This is a genomic window from Natrinema gelatinilyticum (genome assembly GCF_024266705.1).
GTDB lineage: Archaea > Halobacteriota > Halobacteria > Halobacteriales > Natrialbaceae > Natrinema > Natrinema gelatinilyticum.
The window spans coordinates 252,611-277,557 of record NZ_CP100757.1; the positions used below are offsets into that span (position 1 = coordinate 252,611).

The 24,947-nt window shown below is 56.6% G+C and carries 18 protein-coding genes; 4 read left to right on the forward strand and 14 right to left on the reverse strand.

What is annotated here, in order from left to right; genetic code table 11:
• Positions 1-625: 625 nt before the first annotated feature.
• From NJU76_RS19285 to NJU76_RS19320, 8 genes are all read right to left on the reverse strand, one after another.
• Positions 626-2,131, reverse strand: a complete 1,506-nt coding sequence (locus tag NJU76_RS19285; RefSeq protein ID WP_254533437.1) for a primase-associated protein — start codon at positions 2,129-2,131, stop codon at positions 626-628.
• Positions 2,128-3,021 (reverse strand): bifunctional DNA primase/polymerase, encoded by an 894-nt coding sequence (locus NJU76_RS19290; RefSeq protein ID WP_254533438.1) that lies wholly within the window; start codon positions 3,019-3,021, stop codon positions 2,128-2,130. Before NJU76_RS19290 ends, NJU76_RS19285 begins: the two co-directional genes overlap by 4 nt.
• The gene (locus NJU76_RS19295) at positions 3,018-7,238 is read right to left on the reverse strand and encodes an ATP-binding protein (RefSeq protein WP_254533439.1); all 4,221 of its coding nucleotides are present in this window, start codon (positions 7,236-7,238) and stop codon (positions 3,018-3,020) included. Before NJU76_RS19295 ends, NJU76_RS19290 begins: the two co-directional genes overlap by 4 nt.
• Positions 7,231-9,468, reverse strand: coding sequence for a VirB4 family type IV secretion system protein (locus NJU76_RS19300; protein ID WP_254533440.1), 2,238 nt, complete (start codon positions 9,466-9,468; stop codon positions 7,231-7,233). The genes NJU76_RS19295 and NJU76_RS19300 overlap by 8 nt, the downstream gene beginning before the upstream one ends.
• Complete coding sequence (locus NJU76_RS19305) at positions 9,465-10,529, reverse strand: TraC-like domain-containing protein (RefSeq protein WP_254533441.1); 1,065 nt, start codon at positions 10,527-10,529, stop codon at positions 9,465-9,467. The genes NJU76_RS19300 and NJU76_RS19305 overlap by 4 nt, the downstream gene beginning before the upstream one ends.
• Before the next feature lie 6 nt (positions 10,530-10,535).
• Complete coding sequence (locus NJU76_RS19310) at positions 10,536-10,922, reverse strand: hypothetical protein (RefSeq protein ID WP_254533442.1); 387 nt, start codon at positions 10,920-10,922, stop codon at positions 10,536-10,538.
• A gap of 299 nt (positions 10,923-11,221) precedes the next feature.
• Entirely contained in the window at positions 11,222-11,692 is a 471-nt protein-coding gene (locus NJU76_RS19315; RefSeq protein WP_254533443.1) for a cupin domain-containing protein, read from the reverse strand.
• Between the two features lie 758 nt (positions 11,693-12,450).
• Entirely contained in the window at positions 12,451-13,779 is a 1,329-nt protein-coding gene (locus NJU76_RS19320) for a TIGR00341 family protein (protein ID WP_254533444.1), read from the reverse strand.
• Positions 13,780-14,287: 508 nt separating this feature from the next.
• Here NJU76_RS19320 and NJU76_RS19325 point away from each other — a divergent pair.
• On the forward strand, positions 14,288-15,418 hold the full coding sequence (locus NJU76_RS19325) for a DUF1214 domain-containing protein (RefSeq protein ID WP_254533445.1): 1,131 nt from the start codon (positions 14,288-14,290) through the stop codon (positions 15,416-15,418).
• 268 nt (positions 15,419-15,686) lie between these two features.
• Here NJU76_RS19325 and NJU76_RS19330 read toward each other — a convergent pair whose 3' ends face one another.
• From NJU76_RS19330 to NJU76_RS19355, 6 genes are all read right to left on the reverse strand, one after another.
• A complete protein-coding gene (locus NJU76_RS19330; protein WP_254533446.1) occupies positions 15,687-16,184 on the reverse strand; it encodes a DUF7342 family protein in 498 nt (165 codons plus the stop codon).
• 76 nt (positions 16,185-16,260) lie between these two features.
• Positions 16,261-17,628 (reverse strand): ATP-binding protein, encoded by a 1,368-nt coding sequence (locus NJU76_RS19335; RefSeq protein WP_254533447.1) that lies wholly within the window; start codon positions 17,626-17,628, stop codon positions 16,261-16,263.
• A gap of 1 nt (position 17,629) precedes the next feature.
• Complete coding sequence (locus NJU76_RS19340; protein WP_254533448.1) at positions 17,630-19,111, reverse strand: hypothetical protein; 1,482 nt, start codon at positions 19,109-19,111, stop codon at positions 17,630-17,632.
• 79 nt (positions 19,112-19,190) lie between these two features.
• Positions 19,191-19,439 (reverse strand): hypothetical protein, encoded by a 249-nt coding sequence (locus tag NJU76_RS19345; RefSeq protein ID WP_254533449.1) that lies wholly within the window; start codon positions 19,437-19,439, stop codon positions 19,191-19,193.
• 1,059 nt (positions 19,440-20,498) lie between these two features.
• Complete coding sequence (locus NJU76_RS19350) at positions 20,499-21,782, reverse strand: IS4 family transposase (RefSeq protein ID WP_254533450.1); 1,284 nt, start codon at positions 21,780-21,782, stop codon at positions 20,499-20,501.
• A 708-nt stretch (positions 21,783-22,490) separates the two neighbouring features.
• Positions 22,491-22,826: a hypothetical protein gene (locus NJU76_RS19355; RefSeq protein ID WP_254533451.1), complete on the reverse strand. Its 336-nt coding sequence runs from the start codon at positions 22,824-22,826 to the stop codon at positions 22,491-22,493.
• A 230-nt stretch (positions 22,827-23,056) separates the two neighbouring features.
• Between NJU76_RS19355 and NJU76_RS19360 the strand changes: the two genes are divergently transcribed.
• The 3 genes from NJU76_RS19360 (at position 23,057) to NJU76_RS19370 (ending at position 24,944) form a co-directional block, all read left to right on the forward strand.
• Positions 23,057-23,440, forward strand: coding sequence for a MarR family winged helix-turn-helix transcriptional regulator (locus NJU76_RS19360; RefSeq protein WP_254533452.1), 384 nt, complete (start codon positions 23,057-23,059; stop codon positions 23,438-23,440).
• Between the two features lie 105 nt (positions 23,441-23,545).
• A complete protein-coding gene (locus NJU76_RS19365) occupies positions 23,546-24,448 on the forward strand; it encodes a VOC family protein (RefSeq protein ID WP_254533453.1) in 903 nt (300 codons plus the stop codon).
• A complete protein-coding gene (locus tag NJU76_RS19370; RefSeq protein ID WP_254533454.1) occupies positions 24,438-24,944 on the forward strand; it encodes an SRPBCC family protein in 507 nt (168 codons plus the stop codon). The genes NJU76_RS19365 and NJU76_RS19370 overlap by 11 nt, the downstream gene beginning before the upstream one ends.
• The last annotated feature ends 3 nt before the right edge of the window (positions 24,945-24,947 follow it).

A 24,947-nucleotide genomic window follows, 5' to 3' on the forward strand; every position in this document is an offset into this window, starting at 1 on the left:
GGTTACTATAGCACCCTCTCTTTTAGCTAAAACATCCGTAGATACTGTCACCAGAGATATGACCCCCGAAATCTCTTCCTGTCTGTCTACACATCCACCACCCTCATTGCCCTGCCTATCCCCACCCTCGAGACCACTGTATAGTATTCTCTCAGTCTGATAGCTTTGCAGTTGACGCTACACTCCAATTTCTCCTGAATCCCCTCCACGAATACACCGGATTCACACCTCGTACCCCACCCTTCCTTTGGACGATTTTCGAGGCACGAATACCGATATGACGGCTGCAGAATTCTGGATAATCGCTTAGGGCTGGTTTGTACCCGTTGAATCCAGCCTTAGGATTGGATTCGATAGTTTGAATCGCATATACAGCCTTACAACGTCTCACACTATTGAAAACAGCACTTCATTGTACTACGATCGATATTATTACTTATCCAACCTTAGGCTGAATCACTCGTGTTGCTGTTCCAACCTTAGGATTGAGGATTGAAAAGCGCTAAGGCAGTCGATATACCCGCATAAAACGGTTCTATTCAGTCTTAAACTCGTTTCTCGATTTGCATCTGGAGGCTGTGCGATTAAAGTATCAACATTCGTATCGGAAGGCGAGTGTTCTCGTTCAGTTCGTAGGGGAGTGAGATGGATTGTTGAGTCGCTCGTACATCTCATCTGGGAACGGGAGGCTCCCATAGATCGAGTATGGGCACTGGTCACGTCCGATGCAATACCGCTGCATATCATCATTCGCACAATTCATCGGCAGGGGGATCTCACCGCCGATGTCATTGTCAAGTTCGTAGCGAATTTGGTACTCGGTGACCTCCTCATCGTACCAGGGCCACCGCGAGAACAGGTCTTTCAGGTTGCTTATGAATTCCCCCGTACTCGCGTCCCGGTACTGGGGGAGCCACCTTACCATCCGCACCAGATTGAACAAATCCTTCCGAACAGGTTTTTTCTCTTGGAGGCGCTCGTCCATCGCCGCCATACAGGGTAGTTCGAGGAGGTCCTCGAGGACGTCGACGTGGAGTGGTCGAGCACCGTCACTGTACTCGGTGAGCGTGTACCGATTCAAGCGTGCGTTCTCGACGACGACACTTGCATGATCACGGTTCTGTGAGAGGATGGCTCCGAGGCTTCGCGGCGAGGAAATCGAATTACAGACGTGTTGCTCCCACGTTCGCTCCGGTTCGTACGCATCGAGCGCATTATAGAGCTCACGCGCCGTCTGGGTCTCCCCGAGTTGGGCAACGCCATCGTCTGCGGCGGTCACCGCATTGATGATCGTCCGGAGATCGCGCTTCTGCCGACTCCAGTTTTCCCATACTCGGTGGGTCTGACCGGCCTGGAAAAACCGATCAATATGTTCCGTGATCGCTGACTCGTTCGCGGTGAGCCAACTGCGTTGTTCTGAGGTCAGCACTTCTTCTTGAACCGCAAGCAGCCGGCCAAAGGCGTCCTCTGTGTACTCGCGGTACTTCGCCATGAAGTCAGAGACGGGTACATATAGATTGTTGTCAGCGACATGGGCCTGAATCTCGCCCTGCTGATTCTCATCACCGTCTGCACGGGCCAGGCACTTTCGTGAGGCGGCGACGAGCGGAATCTCGAGATAGTACCCCTCACCGAATTCGGGGTTGATCGTGACGTCCGTACAGACACGCCCTGGATGGACACCGTCCTCCACAGGGTCTTTCGCGTAGAGTGTTTCGGCGATCTCTTGATGGAGCGACCAGTCCTCGTACTGGCGGACGAGCGACCCGATATTGTTGACGTAGAGTTCACGCAGATCGCCGAGAAGAGCAAGATGGCGGGGCGGTGTATCCTCGAGCTTGGGATGATCCATGATACAGACGGCGCCCAGAGTCGTGAGGACGGCCAACACTCCTGGATCGTCGACATAGGGGCGCTCGGTTGCTACCTCTCGCGTGCTTGGCGCGAACGCGTCGGTGGTGAACCGCTCGACGTCTGCGAGTAGCTTCTCTGTCTGCTGTTCACCATCGACCGTCCAGCGGTTGTATCCGCGCTCGAACAGCTGTGTGATCTGGAACTCTCCCTTGTCTCGTGGGAGTGCTGCAACTCGATACGCTGTGTATTTGTCGTCTGTGGGCGTATCTCGGCTCATGAGTCAAGGAAGTCAGGCGTCGCCTCGGTTCGGAAGTCGAATTCCGGATCATCGATGGGGTGGACGATACGCGAGACATCGGCGTGGAGCGAGTACGGCAGCCGCATCACTCGTCGGCGATCGGCTGTGACGACCGGATCAATTGGGATCTCGTACTCGTCAAGTAACAGGTCGTTGATCACCTCACGACTTTGCTCGTCGTAGTGGTGCTCGCGGTCCGTATCGAGCAGGTAGACGTGACACCCTTGCCCCGAGTAGACCACCATCGTCTCGTCGGCTGTAAAGTCGTCCTCGAAGATCTCCTGCACTACAAAGCCGTACTCGAGGGCTTGCTCGATATCGTTGAAGGTGTAGGGATACCCCTCGGGCGGGCTATCGAGAATTTCTGCGGCGCGAAGCTGTTCTGTCTCGACGTCGTCGGCCTCGCCGGTGATTGTTCCACTGGAAGCGCGCTGTGCGGCGATGTCTTTCGCGTCGATATCGACCGCTAAGATCCACGGCCGCTCCCAGTGATCGAGCGCGTAGTAGACCGCGTCGGGGCGTGGCTCCGGACGGTCAAGGAGGTCTGGATCGGCGAGTGCGTAGCCACTCCCCTGAGCAGGGTCGGAGCGTGCGGGATACTGGATAAATTCGACAAAGTCCTTCACTGAGCCGAACTGCTGGACAGTACGGTCATCGGAGTTGTGGGTTTGCCACGTATCGCGGCGGATGAACGTCCGGTCGGGAGCGTTCTGATTCCGGATCGGGTACGCTTCGCGGAAGGCGATGGCGTACTGCTTCGGTCCGTCGACCGTGATGAACGACGGGAGTGAATCAAGTAGGTCTGGAAATGTCTCTGTGTAGTAGGTGTGGAGTTCCTCGCAAGTTGCTTCTCGCCATGCTCCAGTCATGACTCGTATTCGACCTCCGTTTTGAGAGTCCGGAACGTGTTCAGAGCCGTTAACCCAGGGATCTCGTAGCTACTGATGGCCACCCGAAGTGCGCTGACGGTCTGTTTCTGAGTCGCGTTCAGCGAGATATCGATCCGGCCAGCATCCATGAGCGCGTCGATCACGTCGAGGCTCAGCTCTCGATTCTCGAACGCCCAGACCGCCTTCGCGTCGACGCTCGCAAGCTTCTCGTAGTCTGAAATTGCGGCATCGAGATTATGGCTTTTCGTCTCCACCTCGCCGACCCAACAGAGGTCGTCCGCCGTGTCGAATCCTGCGATGTCGAAGACGGTCTCTGCGTCGTACTCGAAGTACCGCTCTGTCCGCTCGACGTCCTCTTGGTGCTGAATAAGCCACGTATCGAGGAAGACGACGCCCACTTTGTGAGGCGTTTTCTCGCCAAGATCTCCGACTCCGAGACTGCAATCGAGCGTGCGATCGAGGAATGTTCGTCCAGCCGGTAACACAGTGTAGTACTTCTGGCGGAACGAGCGGTGCTGTTCGAGGAAGTCCTTTTCTTTGAGCGTCTCGATATCCAGATTGGAGAAGGACTTCTCGAAATCGGTCATGCTCTCTAAGAGTGAATACTCATCGAGTTGGTGGTTCATCGCATCCAGTACGAGACCGAGGAACGCCGCTTCGTCCCGTGTCACACCTTCAGCACGGAGTGTATCATCAGGGATGTCCGTCGTGGCCTCTCTGAAAAGCGTCGAATCCGACGTGGCCTGATTCTGATCCTGTTCGTGTTTAGATGCCCCTTCTGTCCCTCCATTGGGAACTGCAGCAGCCTCGTCCGTGGATTCCTCGAGGAGCGCAAAGTCTTGGATCGTCACCTCGATGCCGTACTCCTCGGCGTATTCGGTAATGTTCCCGAGTCGGGTAAAGAGTTCACTGGTGGTTTCGGCTGTGTCACGTGCTCGGCGGGCGGCAACGTAGACATCATCTTTCGACGCAAACTGGCAACATGCGCTGGCCTCTCGCTCCTCAGACGTGGGATACTCGGACCCACAGAGGGCACAGACGTAGGACTCCACACACCTGTCGTATCTCACGTGCTCGGGAAGCGACTCCCCACCCGACGTTTCCGTCGTCTCTCCCGAGTTCGTTGTGGCTTGGTCTACATCCGTGGACTGAGGAGACGCAGTATCGTTCTGATGCTCTTGTGTTGCCGCCGCTGCCTGCTCGACAGAGGATTGTTGATGCTCCTCGGATGCCTGCGGGTCGTCTCCAGCAGCGCCGAACATGGGCACGCTCCCGATATCCCGCTCCTCATTCGGTGCAGTATTGGACAGAGTGTCGGCCGTCGCGGTCGCTGTCCCGTCATCCGTAGAGGCGCTTGTGTCATCGCTCGCGCCTTCTGCGCCGAAGAAGGGAGCATCCAAGAAGGGGCCACCGTTGGCCGCTCCACTCCCCGCTATGCTCTCACTCGTCGTCGCAGGCTCACCGACGGCGTCATCACCGACCTCGTTGAGCGTCTCCTGGACTTCCTCGCGGGCAAGCCGACTCGTCCGACCCGGAAGGCTACACTCGTATTGCGTCCGCCGCATCACACTAGGAATCTGCTGTTCTTCGAAGAGATGCAGGTCGTCGCCCGACAGTGGCGCGTCGCTCTCCGGATGACCGTCGGGGATCGGCAGCGATGCAAGTGAGAACGGCACCGGGCCCGTCTCTCCGAAATGGGGGGTCGGCAACTGGACGATCCACTCCCCGGCCGGCAGGCGATTCACGCGATTGCTGAACTCGGACGTACTCAGGTTCTCGTGGGCCATCGACTCGGCGAGCTTCGCATCCGTCGCGATGTTCCCGATGAGCTTCGTCTTGACGTTGTTCAGGATCTCCGTATACGCCCGGTCCGACGTGCTGTACTGCGCGACCTGCTCGGGATATTGGAGAATCAATCCGAGACTTACGCCGAACGCTCGTCCCTGAGGGATGAACTGCTCGTAAACCAGCGAGGACGTCGCGATTGCCGCTGCCTCCTCGATGATCATATTCACGATCGTGTCGTCTGCGTCACCCCCATGCTGACGGGAACCCCCGCTCAACGACCGACCCCCTCCACGACGACCCTGGACGGCGTCCCAGAGGTTACTCAACAGGATCATCGTCAGAGCGTGCTGGGATTCGGTGCGAAACTCCCCCAGGTCGAACAGGATGACTGCGTCCGTGTTGACGAACTCACGGAAGTCGAAGGCATTCCCGACGAATTCCTCGGCCTCGTCATCCCACTCGGGCACGTGGGTGAACATTTGGTAGAGGTGCTCATGCTCAACGAGCTTGTCGAGACGATTCGCCGCCGCGCCCATCGTCTGCTGGAACTGGCGGTCGTCCACCTGGCACTTCTGAACTAGCGACTGTTCGATATGCGAGTTCGCCTCGCAGAGTTCAGGAAGCGTCCGGTCCCGGCTCATCCGGAACACAGCCTGAATCAGGTCCTCGAGGCTGAACGCGTCCCGGCCGTACTCCCGGTCGAATAGCGCCTTGATCAGGAAGGTCAGAATCTCGTTGGCGACGTATGCCTGCTCGTGACGCTCCTCGCCGAGGATGAGCCGCATGATCTCGTGGAAGTGTTCGACCTTGTCCTGGACGGCGTCCTCACGAGAGCGCCCCATCGCAAGCGCTGGACGAATATCGAAAAACGAGACCGCTGGCAGCATCTTCGGCGCGTTAAAATAGTAGACGTCGTCCAGAGTCCCGTGTTTCGCGTAGTGGGCGTGGAGATAGTGCTCGGCCATCCCGTCGCCTTTCCCATCAAGGAGAACGGTGGGGCCGTCGACGTGTTCGTGGAGTGAGAGCATTTCGGCCTGCACGGCTGTCGACTTCCCACTCCCTGTCGACGCCGCCCGAATGTAGCTCGTGGTCAGGAGATTCGGCGGAATACGAATCGGTTGGTCCAAGGATTCGTTCCGGTTCCGGAGGGGCTTCCCCACCGCCATGCCCGCTCCGGCGAACACATCGAGAAGATCTGGGTCGGGCAACGGCAGTGGCTGGCGGAGTCGCTCCTTCCCGCGAGCACCACGTGACCCCTCGATTGTCAGTGTCTGTGCGCTCGGCACCGCCACGAAGTTCGCGAGTTCATCCGCGTTCAGAATGAGCTGGGGCCGACGCTTCCCCATTGAGGACTGGTTGAACGAACGGTTGACCAATCGGTTTAGCTCCTTCTGTGCGGGGTCTCGAATGTTGGTTAAGCTCTTCGTGACGCGGCTGCCGTCGAGGTGATAGAAATAGCCATCTAAGTGATTGAACGCATTTGCGAGCGTTTCGATGTTGTTCGCCGCCTGTGGTTTGACTGCCTCAACAGGCTCGTTCGAGAGGACCGCGACCGTCCGAACGTTCACGAGAAACGTCTGTGAAGGCCCCTTCTGGTCGATGAGTGCCTGTCGGGAGGCGACCTCGCCGCTGGCTGCACTCGACGTCTGCCGGGTACTCTCACCGACGTGTGGCGGATCACGGCCACGTCTCCGATCTCGAATCCGCTCTTCGTCGGCACCGTAGACCATATCGGCGAGACTGGTTCGTGCGGATTGGAGGGCACCGTCGTGCTTGGTCTCAATCTGCTTTTTGCGACCTTCAGCGAACTTCTGCCAGCTGCGGTACCGCATGAACAACACCTGCAACGCGGTGGGGGCTGTAGCCTCTGTAAGTCGTTCAACAGCCGTCGCTAGCGGAGCCCGTGCTGGGTCCTCCGAACTAGTGCCTTCCTCTTGGATCTGCGAGTACTGCTTGATCGGTGTCATCCAGTCGCGGCTCCGCTCGCCGACGCCGCTCCAGCGGGCTGCGATTGGTGTGTGCTCTGAGAGCAAGATTTCTCGTTTCTTGGTGTCGGTTTCCCCTGTTGAGTGGAGGGCTACCTCGTCTTCGTCTGGACGACAGAGTTCTACACGGAGGTCGACTGTCTCCTCGTAAATGTCGTAGCTTGCTGGGTACGCAGTCTGAAGTTCGGATTCGATCGTCGGCAGCAGTCCCTCATCGTCAACGCCGAGATAGAACCGAACCGGCGCGTCATCTCCTCGAGTAAGTACAAGGAATTCGAATATGGGCGGGCTCTTCCGCGGGTCGTATTTGACTCTCCACCCCGTTCGAAGCTTCCGCAATCCAGCAATTCTGGACACGATGTCGGCCGAATCGACGCGTTCCCGCGCTGGTTCAATGCGGATGTAGCGACGAGTGTCAGTCATCGGCCTCTTGGGGCGCTATCGGGACACCGGCCTCATCGAGCAGCGAGTCCGAAATGTCGTAGTCGTCGACACGATCCTCCTGGGCAAGATACTCGACGTCGCCGGCGTCGATGTAGTGCTGGTCAACGAGATACTCCCACGGGTCGAGGTCATCGTCGAGGACGTGGATCTCGTAGTCGTTCACGTGGAGAGCAAGGGATTTCGTCCAGTCGTTGACGGCGAGCAGACACTCCGAGTAGCCGCCGTCTTCACCGGTCTGCGCGGTTGCAATGTAGGTCTGCTCGGAGAGCGTAAGGTCGTGGAAGTCAATCATGGCGTCGCTGACCGACTCGTGGTGGAAGATCTGCTTGATGTCACAGAGGTTGTAGACGTTCCGCGCCTTCTCGACGGCCTCCTCGGACTTTTTATCCGATTTCGCGATGAACTCATCGACTGTCTGGGAGATGAGTGTGATCGCCGTGTTGAAATGGCGACTGTGCCGGATGAACAGGTCGATCATATCCGTCGTCGCCGCTCTTCGGAGGAGGTAGTGCGCCTCGTCGATGGTAACCTGGGTACGGCGATCGCTGCTCTGGGCGCGCTGGTAGATCCAGTCGAACATGACGTGCATGAACAGCGGCGCCTGGCCAGTGTCGGCGAACATCGACATGTCGATGACGACGAGGCGATTGTCGAGTTCGACGTTCGTGCGGCCGTTCAGGTTGTCGTTCTCACCGCCGTGCTGGAACGCTTCCAGGCCGAGGAGGAGTTGGTAGGCGTATTTCTCATCAATCTCTTTGAACCGCGTCTCCAGTTGTTCGATTTCCGGCCGAACGTGCTCTTCGTTTACATTCTTGTGAAGTTCGATGAACTCCGACGGTTGGGCGCCGTCCGCGAGTGCGTGCAGGATATCGAGGACGTCCTGCATCGTCGGACTCGCATTCTCGTGTGTCGCCAGATCGGCCGTGATACCGTATTTGAGATAGGCGAGGCGGACAGCCCGCCGGAGGATGCCCTCCTGTTCTTTGCTCAAGGACTGGTCGGCGATGGCCGAAAAGTGGGTGCGGAACAGCTCCATCACAGAGCGGAATTTCTTCTTAAACGGATCGTCAGCAACATCGTCGATGCCACGCCGGATTTCGAGTGGGTTGACCGTGTTCTGCCCGCCGAAGCGGATGACCTGGCCACCGAGGTCGTTTGCGAAGTCGACGAAATCCCCGAGCGGATCGAGGACGAGCATCTCGATCTCGGGATCCATCATCATGCGATGGTACATCTCGTGCTTCTCGGCGAACGTCTTCCCCGACCCCATCTTTCCAGCAATCGCCTTCGAATATGACGAGAGCCGGTAGCGGTCCAACAGAACGGGCGTGTTCGTCCCGTCGAACCCATAGAAAACGCCCTCCGGATCGGCCACGGCTGGCTCGATAAAGGGGAACATCGTCCCGACGGCTGTCTCCTGCATGAGCTGGGTGGCCTTGAGGGGGTCATCACCCAGCGGGGCGAGTGCGTCTTGGGATTCTATCTGGCGTTTGTCGAGCGTGACCGCTCTGGCATTCGCGGCGCCAAGGGTTTCGACGATGCGTTCGGTCGCTTCATCGAGATCTTGCTCGGTATCGGCGATGATCTCGATGTAGATCGCGAAGTCGAAGAGTTTCGTCTCACCGAGGATGATGTCCCAGATGAGTTCCTTGACCATGTCACGGTCGGCCTCAGCCTCGTGGGTGTCGGTCTGGTTCTTCTCGTATTTCTTGTGCAGGCGGGCTCGAAGCTGTGTGAGGCGTTTCTGGAGTTTCCGGAGGACTGATCCTGTGTCGCGGGGTTCGATGTGTTGGGTAACTCGGACGTGGTCGTTCGTCGTGTAAAGGTTCTCGAGCCATCCCAGCGGGACACGCTCGGGATAGCCGTGGATAGTGAGGGTGCGAACGAACTGGTCATTGCGGACCATATATCCCGACTCGAAGAGGTTCGATACCTCCTGGAGCTGGCGCGGGGCTATAACATCCCGATCGGCAAGCGCCTGTTCGGTCTCGTCCTGCATGACGCCAAGCCGGAGTTCCCCGTCGTCGACGTCTTCGACTTCGAGCAGATACTCGGCTTGCTCGCGGATGTTCTCCTTCGTGAGGTCGTCCCCGTTCGCTTCGAGAATCTCGGCAGCGCGGTCGAACGTCTCATCGTCGATGTCATCGATGCTCGGCTCGCTACTCCCCACAGGAAGCCACGAGCGAACGCGGGCGAATCGCCTCGTCATCGGTGCTCACCCTCTGTTTTCGTCGCGTGCGAAAATTTCTCGAACTGTGGATCGACGTGGTTGTAGTAGTGATAGAGAATCTCCATCGTCTCCTGGCGGTCGGTGACACGTTCGATGGAGACGTCCGTCCGGCCGAGTTTGTTCGTGATCCGGCGCTGGCGCTGCCGGACCTCGCGAATACAAAGCTCGGTACGTGCGGCCTCGTCGGAGTCACCCAGTGACGTTCGATCGACTATTCGCGAGTAGATAGTGCCGATGACCGGGAGGGTACCGAGCTGACTCAACACGCTTCCCGTATCGAGGTCCTTGTGGACGTGGTCGGCGTCGACGCGAGTGACGATGTAGAAATCGCGTTGTTTGAGGTCCTCGTCCTCGATATTCGTGTTGGCCCACTGGATGTAGAATTTGCGCCCGTACTGGAGGATGGGAGTCTGGCCGCGTGAGGTCATGCTCGCACCTGCTTTGTAGAAGCGCTCGAGATGCCCCGTTAGATCGAAGGGCTTCGGATAGCAGGGCACCGCAACGCTAGACTCCAGCGACATCAGGAACGACATGTACGCGCTCATCGTGTCGCGTTTTGCCTGATCACTGAGTGAAAGCCAGTTCTGCGGATGGACTTTTAGCAGGCCAATGTAGCTGCTCTCGTCGACGGCGATGCCATCGTCACGGACGTAATCGAACCCGAGTGTCTCTTGAGCAGTCGTTGAGCCGCCAAGACGATTCTCGAGGTCGAAGTGATCCCGAGCCCGGGCTCGTTTGCGAGCAGTCGGGAGATTGGTGTCAATATCGTCGAGGAAGGTATTGAGTGCACGGAGGACGTCGAGATCTGACTCGGGTACTGTCGACGCCACTCCGTTTTGAGTCGCGGCTGTCGGATGGCTATCGTTCTGTGAATCGGAACCTGGTGCTTGGGTGGAATCGTCCGCTGGCGAAATCGTCGTCGATTGTGTAGTTGGAGTATCGGATGGGGAGCTCCCGTTCGTGGTCTCGTCCTCATCGGGGTCTCTCTCTTCGTCAGAAACGGTTTCATCGGTGATTTCATCAGAGGTTGCAGGGCCCATGTGAGATCACCTCGATTTGGTCTCCGGTTCTGCGTCGATCGCCTCGATGTCGAGACCGTTCTGTCGGACACCGATGACGTCCTGGATCACCGGCGTCTCTGCGTCGGGCCTGGTGCGGCGATTGTAGTAGGCATTCGACGAGAGATAGTAGTCGACCGCAGCACGGGCGTAGCTGATTGGTCGCTGACCAGCGGGTGCAACGAGGAGGATGAGAATGCCGAGTGCGAGTCCGATTCCGCCAGCGATCATGAACACTGTACCGGTGAACCCGAGGCTCTGAACGATACCGAGGGCGAGAAATGGGATGATGAGAACCTCGCCAACTTCGCGAGCGGTGAGGCCATAGACTACCTTTGTATTGATGATTCGGCCAGCGATCGGGAACGTCTCCATGCCGTTATTTTACCAAAGCAAATTATTAATAGTTTTCATATTGGAGATATTTACAATATATTTGAATACTACAAATTATCTTCCAGATCGTTGTTTTATTGATGAGACTACTTGGATCACTCTGTGTAGATGTAAGTGAATGATAAACTATGCACCCATTCTAGTCAACTATCATACTATTTCGGAAGGTTCTAGAAGTTCGTGCACCCAATATGCGACATTAAAAAATATTTGGAGCGTGTATTTTCATTTCCGAATGATAATTTCTCTCACTCATCCAGCGTGTTTGACCCGGAACCTCAGATGCTAACTTCTGCGCCACATTTTGGGCAATCTAGCGCTGGCTCACCGTTGTGTATCACGAATTCCATGTACTCGCTTTCACCGCACTCTTGACACGGAACAGCAGTTCGAATGTCAGTCGATTCCTGTGGAGTACCCAAAGCCAGCGCTCGAAGAGGGTCGTCGGACTCGTTGCGACCTTGTTGATATTCCCCTCGCTCGAACCGGATCATCTGTCCTTCGCTTACTGTGACGGTCTCGCTGTCCCCCGTTGGTTCCGTTTTCGTCTCAAATGTTGCCTCTCCCTCAAGAATGAAAAATGACTCTTCTTGGTCAAGGTGGGTGTGAAGACTCCCAGCGAATTCTTCTCCTGGATCAAGAGCATAATAGTTCATTGAGAAGTCCTGTGCGTCAAGAGGGGCGGATACGCTTTGTCGACTTTGGGGCGACTCTGCCGGCTTCAACTCAGTGATGTCAACATTCTGCATAGCATATACCGGTGTCTCCTAAACAAATAAAAAACTATCGTCGATTAATGAAGGAACAGTTCGACAGTCTCTTACCAAGTCACGAGTCTTCAAGACATCTATCTGTAGCATTTGAAACGCAATAGACTCTCATCATAGAACCTAATCTAAAGGTTTGACCGGACAGATTAGGGTCATCGAAAATAAGAGTCGTTGACACTTTCCCAATTGGTGACTAACAACTCGACCTGGTCGTTGATCAAGTCCTCGACAGTGTCTATCCTTTTGGGTGCAGTGCCATCTTCGACCTCTTCTTGCACAAGGGACCTCGTGGCAAGGAAGTATCACGGGGACGGGGGGAGATCCGAGGCATTCTCATTGTAATATTGTAAATGTGCTTGCTGGTCATTCAGAGATTGAAAACCAGCATTGCCTCTATATCTCATGGCTACCTTTCCATTCGTCAAGGATGAGTGATCAGGGTGCTACAAGGGGTCTTTCCATTCGATGCTCCAAATGTGGGGCCATATATCCTGCTCGCCGACTTCCTAGTGGAAAGTTAATGCGAGACGGTAACCGGATAGCTTGCCAATGTGGGAAGCAGTCATTTATCGAATTGAATTATAACGGTTGAGTGAACCCCTCAGGGTTGAGTAGTTCGAAGCCCTTCGCGTTTCGTCATCAAGCGAAACCGAAGGTTCAATCATTCGTGCGGTGATTCACGCCCGGCCTGAAGACCGGGATTCTCTCGCTTAAAGAAGAGAGAGCGCCGAGATCGCCTACGACGTATCGTACTCAAGAAACCGAACGTCGACCCTCACGTCGTCTCCCGTTACGTCGGTGATTCGTTCGTCCAGTTCCGAGATAAGTTCCGAATACTCGTCATCAACTGGCTTCTCGACCGTGATTACGATACGTCTGGGTTCCCCGAGTAGGGACCCTTCTTCGATTCGTATTGCGGGCTCAAACGGGGTTCCTTCCTCGAGAAACAGTTCGACTTCGGCGAGGAAGACGTCCTGATACGCCGGCGAGTCAAGGACGGCCTCCGCTTCCGTCGTGACGTCGTTCTCAAGCGATGCGTGTTCATACGTCGCCCATGTGACGCCGATCAGGAATGTCGACAGTACTAGGATGACAAGCGTCAACCCGACCACACGACGACGGACTAACTGACGTGCGATCCCTGTCTCACTCCGGGTTTGGGGACGGTACCCCATCGCCCAGAGGGTGAGGAGGCCCATGATATTGACGCCCAGCAGGTTGACGAAGACGAGGATGAGCGAGCCGACTGCGGCGTTTGGTATCCACCACGCGATAGCGATACCGGCGGCTGCGGCGGGCGGGATCAGTGCAGCGGTGATCATCACGCCAACCAGTGCGACGGAGGTTCCCGTCGAGAGACTCAATACGCCGGCAATTCCTGCGCCGAAGGCGACGACCAGCGAGAGGAGATTAGGAAGGACCCGTTCGCTGACTTCGTCGATTTCGAGGACCTCGATCCCGGGCGGTACAAAAAACAACGACTTCGAGAGCCACGCGAACGCCGCGGAACCGCCGATCGCTACACCGACGCCGAGCACTTGATACACAATCCCGGTCCAGAGCAGGTCGCGTTCATTGAGAACGGTCCCGACGCTGGCTGCGAGCGTCGGTCCAATTAAGGGCGCGATCACCATCGAACCGACTACGACGGCGGCCGAATCGAGTAACAGCCCGGCCGTCGCGACGATTGCACTCACCAGCGTCAGCGTCACGTATATCGGAATCGTCAACATGAGCCCTTCCGATTCGGCGTATAGTTCGTTGCGAGCGAGGCGCTGATCGTCCAGTACCTCTCCTGTGTACCGATCTTTGAGAGCTCCGAACTTTCGGGAGATGACCATGTCTGCCGTAACGATCACCGTATGATCGTCCTCGCCGAGTCCGGCTCTCTCTAACTCATCCAGGACGACTTCGACGGCGCTTTTCGGGAGGGTGAACGAAACGAGGGATTCGTACTCGCTGCTGTCGTTGGTCGGAACGACTGTGTAGTCAATTTGTTCCGAGTCAAGTACCTCCAGGACAGGGTCGCGCGTCTCCGGTCGAACCGAAATCTCGACGTGGCGCATGGAAAACTGGCCACTGGAGACAGACATCAAACATTGGGCGCGTCTCGGCAACTTGAAACCGAAAACGGTCATAGGCAACCGAGTCTTCCGCTTCAATTCCATCGATTTAGCTGTAATTGAGGGCACTAAGCCCCCTTCCTCAAGGAGCGACCGAAGCGAGCGAGTAGGGGGGATACAGCGCCGTCCGACTTATCTCCGCTCGCTACGCGAACACGCCGGCTATAGGAATTAGCAAAACAATCCATAGTATTGCTTCAGTGCTCTTCAGAGACTGACAAATATGCGGTGATGAATACAGGGCGCGAATGCAGCACGAACTGATCTTTATGATCGCTCACTACAGGTACAGAGAGCTGATCAAGAATTCAGAAATAGTCAGCTATCTATTACGATCATCATGTCATGAAATCCTTCTCGAGTATCGTCACTGTATTATATGGAATGCTGGAATACGAGCGTGTGAGTCGGTAACAACTGCTGCTGTGGGCCACTCAGAGAGGCATGAGCCATGAGCAACGAGACAAATCACACGACGCCAGAATCGAGTTCCGAACCGCTGCGGGCAACGCGCCAAAGCGCACTTCGCGGGGCGGGCCTTGCCGGAATGCTCGCGCTGGGTGGTGGCAGTGCCACTGCCAGCCGAAACCCCTCGCAGGCGAACACCCAGGAGGCTGAAACCGAGACGTCAGCAGCTGACGAGTCAGTTCCGGTCACGTGGGAAAACTTCCCACGGTCACAGATACATCTCATGATGGAGAACATCGTCAAACAAGGCGGGTTCGGCGAATTTTATCATTTCCCGACGATAGTCGGCCCTGAGGTGCGGATCGCGGCCTTGCCCAATCGCGACACGATCTATTCGATCGGTGTCTTCGACCTGGCCGAGCCGGTCACCATTACCAAACCAGACACCGGTGATCGTCACCAGTCGATGGTCGTCATGGATGAGGACGCGTATGTGAAAGAGGCGTACCAGGATTCCGGCGAGTACACGTTGACCCAGGACGGGGTCGGGACGCGGTACGTGTGGGTCATCGTCCGCACGTTCGTCGACCCGAACGATCCGGATGACGTAGCAACTGTCCATGAATTACAGGACGAACTCGCAGTGAGCCAGGACTCAGCCGGCGCGTTCGAGGTTCCCAATTGGGACCGTCAGGCACACCAAGAACTCTTCGACGCGCTCGTCACAGTCATGAAAACGATTGACGACTACAGCGGTGCTTATGGCGACGTCGACGAGGTCAACCCTGTGAAGTACTATCTCGCCACTGTGACACCGGGCGGCGTTCCGGAACCAGAAACGATCTATCTGCAAAGGGTCCCCGACCAGAACGACGGCGAGACGCCACACACGTTCACCGTCCAGGACGTCCCCGTCGACGGATTCTGGTCGGTCACCGTCTACAACAACGACGGGTTTCTCGAGGAGAACGAGTACGACGCGTACTCGTTCAACAACGTGACTGCAGAGCCGAACGATGACGGTAGTGTCACGATCCATTTCGGCGGTGACCCCGATCAACCGAACTTCCTCTACACGCCAGAGGAGTGGTTCTACGTGGTCCGGCTCTACGGTCCGCGCGAGGAGATTCTCGACGGAAGCTATCAATTCCCCGAAGCCGAGCCGATTGAGTGACAAGGGCGCGAATATTGATGGTCTGATGACTGGATCGACGTGACTCGACCGTTGCTCGTCTTTCGTTTCGTGCTGACAGTCGTGCTGAACGTATGCTCTATATCGGTCACTGCGATTTCATTATGTGTGAAATCTGCCACGTTTGAGATTATGAAAACTTACGCTAATCATTATAGATAGCGAAGCGTTGCCGCATTGACTGGTTGGCCTCCATCGGCCGTCTCGTCCACGGTCAGGCGGCCTCCGACGGTGATTCCCCTGTTCGCTGCTAGCGACTACTCTCGAGTCGCCGAATTCGACACCGCACCGTTTCCCATTCGCTCAGGTCCATCCAGACATCCTCTGCCTGGTTGTAGTCGGCATGCTCGAGTGCGTCGACGTCGTCCGGCCGTTCAGCGCTGTATTGCTCGCGGAACTCCTGCTCGTGGGTCGTGAGCTCGGTGAGCCGTTCCTGAAGCTGGCTGGACGAGAGTTGCTCAAGGCGGCTGCGTTTCCGCCATTCAAAGTATGATTCGTTCCGCCGATACGTTGCTGGGGAGTCACTGATCTGCTCGATGACGCCGATCTCGACGAGGCAAGTGAGATGCCGCCGGGCAGTATCGGGGACGCAGTCAGCTCGTTTCGCAACATCGGAGACCCGCGTCGGCTCGTAGAGTTGGAGTGCAACCCGGTAGACGCGCTCGTCGGTCGGAGCTGAGGCCAGGTCGGCCCCGAACTCGGCTGCGAGGTCGAACTCCGCCAGTGGGTCAGTATCCGGACCGGGCATGAACCATGGTACGAGCTTGTGTTTATTATATTGTGTCTCTGGCGACATATTTCGCGAGAGATTGAAAGGCCCTGAGTCATTCGGTGGTGGCGTCAGGGAACGAGTTGTGAAGGTCGGTGAGTGTGATCGCCGACGCGTCGCGTTCCGCTGCCCGCATCGCTGCATCGTCGACAATCCCAATGATATCGGCACTGTTCAGTCCGTCTGCTTGAGCCGCCGCCTGGCGATAGTCTCCATCATCCAAGCTGGTCGGCCGGTCGCGGAGGTGGACACGGAAGATGGCCTCCCGTGCGTCTTGATCGGGACGGTCGATTTTGTATTGCTGATCAAAACGCCCCCGACGAGTCGCAGCTTCATCGAGGAGATCAGCACGGTTCGTCGCTGCAATTACGAGAAAATTCGGATCCTCCTCATCCAAATGCGCGAGGAATTCGTTGACGACCTGGGCGTGTTCACGGTGGAGGTCTTTTCCGCGCCCGGCGAGCAGCGCGTCGATTTCGTCGATGAAAATGACGCATCTATCGAACTGTTCGGCCTCGTCGAAGAGCCGGTTGACCTGTTCGGTCGATTCGTTGATCCATCGCGATTTGATATCCCCGGCGGACAACTCGAGATACGGGTGACCGAGTTCACCGGCGATTGCTCGAGCGAACAGGGTCTTTCCGGTTCCCGGTGGGCCATAGAGGAGAATTCCGTTTGGTGGTGAAACGTTGAATCGCTCGTATGCGTCGTCGATTCGAGTCAGGGGTCTCATGATGGAACGCATGATTTCTTTTTTTAGGTCATCTTGGCCACCAACATCACTAAACTCGACATCTGGTGCAGGTTCCCAACCATACTCGAGAACAGTACGCTGCTTGGGTAAATCATCGCTGTACTGAGGTGCTCTATTCTTAGTTTGGCCTCCCGTTCCGTAAGTAGACGAACCCGGTCCAGTAGACTGTGTCTGCCCTGATTTCGAGGATTTTTCTTCGATGTTGTCGGTAGCAGTACCGAGACCCGTTGATATCATCAATGGGATGCACGCAAGCCAGCTGAGCCCCATAAGCCAATAACTGTCGAACATGGACGCAACTCGAAGTGGTGCGAGGGTATTAGCAAGTGACGTCCAGCTGGATTCCCAAATCGGGAGGAACCATACAGCCGTTAATACGGCTGATCCGATAGCAATTCCAAAAATCCAATCAATATCTGCACTTTTTGTATTCTCGCCATGCATCGGATAAACTGCTCCAGTCAACAGGGCAGCAGTAAATGAAGGGAACATCCAGATAGCAGGAACACCCAGAAGTGCGGCTAATCCTCTAACCGAAGAGGGAGTATTAATTACGACCCAGACGATTCCAAGCGGGGCCAGTACATAGTTCGCAGTAAAGAGACTCGTTGAGAGAAGTTCAACGATGATTCCCCTCAGACCATCTCCAATTGTCCGTGTTTCAGGCATATCATTTGGACTGATTATTGTCGGCGGGTTCACTCGACCAGTCGCTTATCATCTGTTGGTTAGATCCAGTCTCTGTCGATGTATCGATAGCAGGATTTTCGCGGTATCTCTCAAGGCCAGCTTCCGCCCAGTCAACAGGTGATTGGTGTAGATTTCTAGTCGCGTAGTCAGCACCGGCTTTAACATCTTGAGCTGCACGCTTTCCGCTCTTTTTCCCTTGAGATCCTACCTTCATGCTCGTGTTGACAGTCTCTTCTGAGAAGACTGTCGTTGCTGTACTTCCAGCCGCATTCCTTGCACGACCCGCTGTAGATCCGGCTTTTCTGACGGTCCTACTCCCTACTCCGCCGGTTTTCCGATCAGCATATCCTAACCCCTTCGACGTTCCATACTTTGCCTGCTCGAGCAGGGCAGTACGCGTAGACTTCCCGCTCGAGTGGCTCGTCGAGGAACCCTGCGACTGCGATTTACTTTTGCCACCTTGCCGACCAGAGATCCGCCGCGGCGACATCCCAGCCATTGCCGCTGATTTGATGCCGACGAATGCAGGTGCGACGAGTCCAATCAACCAGAATAAGTACGCCTCGAGGACTTCCCCGAACCCAGGATCAGCAGTTTGCTGGGCCTGGGCCGCTGTTGCCCCTTGGCCGGCCAGATCTGCGTACGCACCAGCTGCTGCAGCACCAGTCTGTAGGAGTCCAGCCATTACGATTCCCGCCAACAACATGTAGGCCGTCGCCCGAAGGGCGGTTTTCGCGATCTCCGACGTGTAACGGAGCGGACCGAAGTCCAGGAACAACATCGTGCCGAGGACGGGGAGCAGGATGAACGTTGCGTTGAACAAGAACTCCCGTAAGACGAAGACACCAAGCGCGAGGAGGATGCCTGCCACGGACACCATGCTCAGGATGAGTGCACCGATGATCACGCCTGCCCCAGACGAAGCAGCTCCGTCGAGGCTGGATTTCAGGACTTCTGGCCCGAATGCGGCGCCGTAGTCGGCCGTGAAGACATGGCGAATGATCGCGTTCGTCAGCAGGAGGCCAAAGTGCATGATCTGACGGGCGACAGCAACGAAGATGATCACCTTCAGCGTCTTCCAGACGAGCATGAAGTTCGTCACCTCATGCTGATCTGCAAACGGTTTTGTCGCAATACCCGCCATGAACATGATGACGAGCAGTTGCGGGAAGATATCCAGATTATGCTGGAATGCCGCCTGCATCGCGGGGTCAGTATAGGGACTATCGAAGATGATGAACGTTCGCATTCCGTTGGCGATGAGTTCACCGATAAAACTGAGAACACCGGTCAGAATGTAGGTGAAGAAGTTGGCAATCCAGCCGGTAAAGGCGGCTGCGATTAGCATCCTGGTGTCGCCAGTTGACGGGGTTGCGCTACTATGCTGGATCAACGCCGGTGTAACAGGATTGATGCTGTTCTGGACAACGTCGATTGGGGCGTGGAACAGTAAATCGGTCATCGTGTTCTGAGTTCAGTATTGTGCGCGAGTCTGGTGCGTGAGCTTCAGTGCTGAAACCTCTACGAGTGGGGTCTGAGTTCTATCCTGTACCCCTCCGCATGTACGCGAACGGTACGAAGAAGATGAGAAACGCCGCTACCGAAACCAGCGCGCCTGCGAGGCTCGTCAGTAGCTGGTAGATGTCGAATGGATCTGGCTGGAACGCGATCCTCGCCTGCGCTGGACCATAGTAGATGTTCTGGGAAATGTGAGCCGCTCCCGGGAACGAGACTGTGACGTAGAGATCACGCCGCTCAACAACGACTGTGCCGTCGGCGTTCGTCGTCACTCGTCCTTGTGCGGCTCCTCTCAGCCAGAGTGTTCTATCAGCCAGCGGTTGGCCGGTGGTGCTATCGGAGAACTGGATTCTGGCGTGGGTTTCGTTAATGGCCCTCACAGAGAGGTTCGAATTCCGCTCCTGAACGGTTTGTGTGGTCAACTGAATCGAGTCGTTGTGGACATCGCGAATCTCCGCGATCGGCTGATCAACGTTCGTAATGACGATGGTCGTGTATCCACGAGGCGGTACCGAGGTGAGTTTCACATGCTGATCGAGTGTGGCCGCCTTGCCAGGCATATCGAAGCCGTTGAGTCTCACAATCTCCGGGGGAGATGTAGCGCTCGTTTGCTGTGTCCATCGGATCGTGGGCTGACGACTTCGGGCAGTGAGCCGCAGTTCGAGAACGTTCGGGAAGGAAACGGTCCGCTGGTGGCCGTTTGTGACTGTGCGTTTCTGGGGGACCGCCTGATTGTTTCCACTCGTACTGTTGGATGACCGCGAGAAGGTGATGTTTGACTCCGTGGGCAGTCGACGACCACGTGTCGCGTTCGTGTACCGGCGCTGTGAATAGACACCCCAGACGTTCTGGACACGTCCGGCCGAGTCCTCAAGTTGCGCATAGCTCCAGAGTCGCCGGTCAGACAGCGTCTTCGGACCTTCGAACGAAAGGATAATTCGGTCAATACCCTCCTCGGAGCGGACGATCGATTGCGTGACGCTGAGATCTTGATTGGTGGTGACAACTACACGAGCGCTATCCTGCACCGTGTGCGAAAGGGTGCGCGTCTTATCGGCAGTCGTATTTGATAGTTGCCAGCCACCACCTACGCGAACGTAGGTTTTCGTCGAGACGGCAACGGTCGAGTTGATCGTCGCGCGGACCTGCATCGTCGTTGGCTCGGTTGCACTTGCGCCGGCGTACTCCAGTTGACCCGGCGATGAATCGCTACTCCACGTCTGGTTACCGATTCGAACACTTCGGTCGACCTGTTGATCGAGGAGCGTGTACGAGAGACATGTCTTGGTCTTGTTGGTGGTGGTACCATTGGTGTTCGGTTAAACACTGGATCACCTCGTGTAGGCTTCAGCCACTCGTTCACTAAGTAAGAGGCGTGATTTCTCTGGTTGACGAGCGTCACGAAACAGCAACTCCGGCAGGTTCGGCGGTGGATGCCCGAACGACTGGGCCAACTCTTCGAGGATGAGCTGGGCGAGAGACCTGAAGGTCCTCGCCCAGCGTTCCCGAGGGAACACCGTCTCAGGAAACAGCTCCTGAAATATACCGAGCAAGGCTCTGCTGACCACGAGCGTCAGCAGAGCCGCCACAACCAGCAGTTCCACGATTGCTGGATCGCTTGTCTGGAACTTCTCCAGCCCATACAGCGATTTTAACTCCCGGAATAGCAATTCCACTTCCCACCGCAACCCATACAGCGCCGCAACTTGCCTCGGAGTGAACTCATCGGGCAGGTTCGTAACGTACAGATGGTAGTCGTCGGTGTCCTCGTTGCGGACACCGACGACGCGAAACTCCATCGTGTCGGTTGACTGTTTCCCTGCGTACGGCCGTCGCTTGAATGTGATCTCCACAGTCACGTCTACGATCTCGCGTGTGAGGTCGCCCAGAACGTCCTGGAGGCGACGGCCTGGCAAGGAAATGGCGCGCCCGCGCCATTTCCGCCGCTCCCCGACGATCAACGGGTTCGCGTTTGACTTCAGCCGCGTCAAAAAGAACCCGCCATTTTCCTCGATCAACGCGAACCGGCGGAAACTGTAGAACCCGAGATCGAACAGTAACAACCGGTCTCGCAGCCAGCTCCCTGTGCGGAGCTGGCTGCTCTCTTGGGTGCGTTCGTCGGTGAGCTGGAACTGTTCGAGGCTCTGAGTAGTAGCGTTATGGACGAGGTGAAGCTTCGCGCCGGACTGATCCGAGTGAGTCGCTGGAAACTCGCTAAGGAGCCGATGCAACCGGAAAACGGTTGCATCGGCGATCAGCACATCACGAAATAACTCGAACTGTGGTGCGATCGTGTGGGGAACCGCGACCTCGAGAGCGTGCTCGAGGAGGTCGCTCAACAGGGCACCAAGTGCTGGTGTGAACCGGTCATAGAAACTGGAGCGAGCAACAGTCTGGTTAGTCGCTGCGGAGTAGGCCCGCTGAAATCCGGCGATCGTGCGGGCTTCGCCGTCGACGGCGAAGCCCATGATGAGCGTCCAGACGAGCATCGTGATGTCGATTGTCCGGTGGCGTTGGACGACATCGCGCTCTCGCGCGATGTCTTCGATACGTTCGGCTGGAAACAGGGAAGTCAGCCGCCGTCGTATGAGGTCCGGGGAGAGCGTATTGAACACATTCTCTCCCCACGCGGTCTACAACGATAGCTTCGTCAATCGAGCGCAGTCTCTCGGTTTCTTGTCTTAACCGAACACGGATGGTGGTGGTACACGTCCGGTTCGGAAGGTGCGTCGAGTAATCGAACTGAGTAAGGACTGTCCCATTCCGGGGAATTAGCAGCCGATCACCCGTGGTTTCAGATTGCGTGCCTTCTCGAGCGCCAGTTTGGGTGTGTACACCGTCCGTTGTGCCGAGAATCGTGATATGGGCGTCTTTAACGACTGTTCCGTTCGAGCGCTGTGAGTCAGGAAGCCAGAGACTCGTCGAGTCGTTTCGCTGAATCAAATTAAGCTGCGAGAAACGGTACTCGCTGAGTGTCTGCTGGTTCGATCCAACGCGATAGGGCGGTTTTGTCGTCGCGTAAGAGAAATCGCGTGCCCTGCTGATGTTAGACAGAGAGGCATTCTCTGTGCGGATAATGTCACTGATGGTTGGGAGCACAAACGGAGGGAGCTTCCCGGTAGCTGGATCACGGTCATCGGAGATGAAGGCGCGAGTTGCGCCGTTTGGTGCAGTACCGGTCGGTGTTGTAACTGTACCCACCACGGGGAGCGCGAGGAGGGCGAAAATCACAACCCCGATGAGTGGACGTCTATCCGTCATAGATTAGCGTGATGGAGCCGATTGAGCAACGGCTTGCTCTCGGGTTGTCTGAGCACACTGCTTTAGGGAAGGAGTGGGACGAGCATCCCTGGGGCGAGGTTTTCGAAGAGGGTAACGAACACAGTGTAGCTGACCGAGAGAACGATCATTCCAGCACCGCCCCACATGCCACGCCAGCCCCACTGAGCGCGGTCGGCGTTGCGCCGGGAGACGAACCAGGCTGCAGCCCCGAGGAGAAAGACGATCACGCCAATCTGACCGAGGGTTGTCGCGACGAACTCTTCGATCTGCGTAAGTGAGTTATTGATTTCACTCTGTTGGGCAGTAGCGATGCCTGCGCTTGCGGTGAACGCTGTCAAGCCGATCACGAACCGTGTGGCACCTTTCACAGTATCCATAATTAGTTAATCTTATTTCTAAGACTAAAAACTGTAGGTAATATTATTTAGGTATTTTATCTGTAATTGAAGGCGTTCAGACCCCTTCCTCAGTGAGCGCCACAAGCGCGAGCAGGGAGGGGATACAGTGCCTCGACTCAGCAAAGTAGACACCTGAGGAGGGCTGACGGTGGACAGCGCCGAACGAGCCGGGCCTATACGTGTATATACACGTACAGCGTACTAGCTCCGTGGATCTCTCCGCCACCAAGGATTGCCACTGTCTCGCCGCACGGCGTCGTGCACGGGAGATAACGCGACTCTACGAAGAGAAGCTCCGTCCACACGGACTCCGAGCGACGCAGTTCTCCGTCCTTGCTGCGCTGTCGCTCACGGGCCCTACGCCGCTCAGCGAGCTTGCCGACCTCCTGGGGTTAGAGCGCACGACGCTCACCCGGAATGCGAACCGCCTCGAGGATGAAGGTTGGGTGGCCGACGCCGAGTCGAAGGACGCCAGGGAGCGCAGGCTACGGCTCACCGCGGCCGGTCGGCAGACGGTCGAGGATGCCTATCCCGCCTGGAAAGAGGCCCAAGACGAAGTGGACCGACAGATAGAGCAACTGGAGACAGAGTGAAACCACGACAGGTGACAGGGAATGCTACCAACCGCTCAGCAAACTGAATCAGGAACGGAAACGTCACAGATCACGTCATCGACGACTGGCGAGGAGTGAACCCATATGCAAAAAATCACCCCGAACCTGTGGTTCGACGGCGATACGGAAGACGCGGTGAACCGATACACGACCATATTCGACGACTCGGAGATCGGAATCATCAGTCGGTACAACGAGGCATCTGCAGCGGCCTCGGGACAGCCGGAAGGAAGCGTCATGACCGTGGAGTTCGAACTGGAAGGCCAGTCGTTCGTCGCACTCAACGGTGGACCACAATTTTTGTTCCCCCCCGCTATCTCGTTCATCGTCAACTGTCCGACGACGGACGAGGTAGACGAACTCTGGGCACAGTTGTCGGGGAGCGGTGAGGAGCTGATGCCGCTCGATTCCTATCCGTTCAGTGACCGGTACGGCTGGATCGAGGACGAGTACGGCGTATCGTGGCAGCTGATTCACGCCGATTACATCCCGGAGCGGACGATTGTCCCGTCGTTGCTGTTCGTTGGTGAGCGGTGCGGTCAGGCCGAGGAGGCAATCGACTTCTACACGTCGGTGTTCGAAGATTCAGCGGTCGGTGACATCGCTCGCTACGGGCCAGATCAGGAGCCAAACGAGGGAGGCACGGTCATGTTCGCCGATTTCACGCTCTGCGGTCAGCACTTCGCAGCGATGGACAGCGCACAGGAACACGACTTCGACTTCACCGAGGCAATCTCGTTCATCGTCGACTGTGCGGACCAGACAGAGGTCGACTATTACTGGGAGGAACTCACGGCCGACGGCGGCGAGGAGGGCCAGTGTGCCTGGCTCAAAGACAAGTACGGCGTGTCGTGGCAGATTGTCCCCAACGTGTTACCCGAACTCCTACGGGACGAGGACGCCGAGAAAGCGGGGCGGGTCACGGAGGCAATGCTCCAGATGCAGAAGATGGACATCGACGCGTTGGAGGAGGCGTATGCCGGATAGGCCGGGGAATACACGCGTCCCGACGGAGGGCGCGAGTACGACGGTGTCGCAGGTCATTGACGCCTCCCGGGAGAACGTCTACCGGGCGTTCCTCAACCCAACTGCGGTGGCCACGTGGCTCCCGCCGGATGGAATGACCGGCCACGTGCATCGCTTCGACTCGCGCGAGGGCGGCGAGTTCCGGATGTCACTTACGTACCAAGATACGAGTACTTCACCGGGTGGGTCAGGTGGGAAGTCCACCGAGGACACTGACACGCATCAGGGGCGGTTCGTGGAATTAGTCCCCTGCGAAAAGATCGTGGAGACTGTCGAGTTCGAATCGGATGAGCCGGAGTTCGCGGGCGAGATGTGGATCATCGTGACGCTGGCGGACGTCGGATGCGGAACCGAAGTTACCTACCGCTGTGAGAACATACCAGAAGGAATTCGGCCCGAGGACAACGAAGCCGGCTGTCGGTCGTCTCTTGGGAAGTTGGCGGAACTCCTCGAGTAGGTA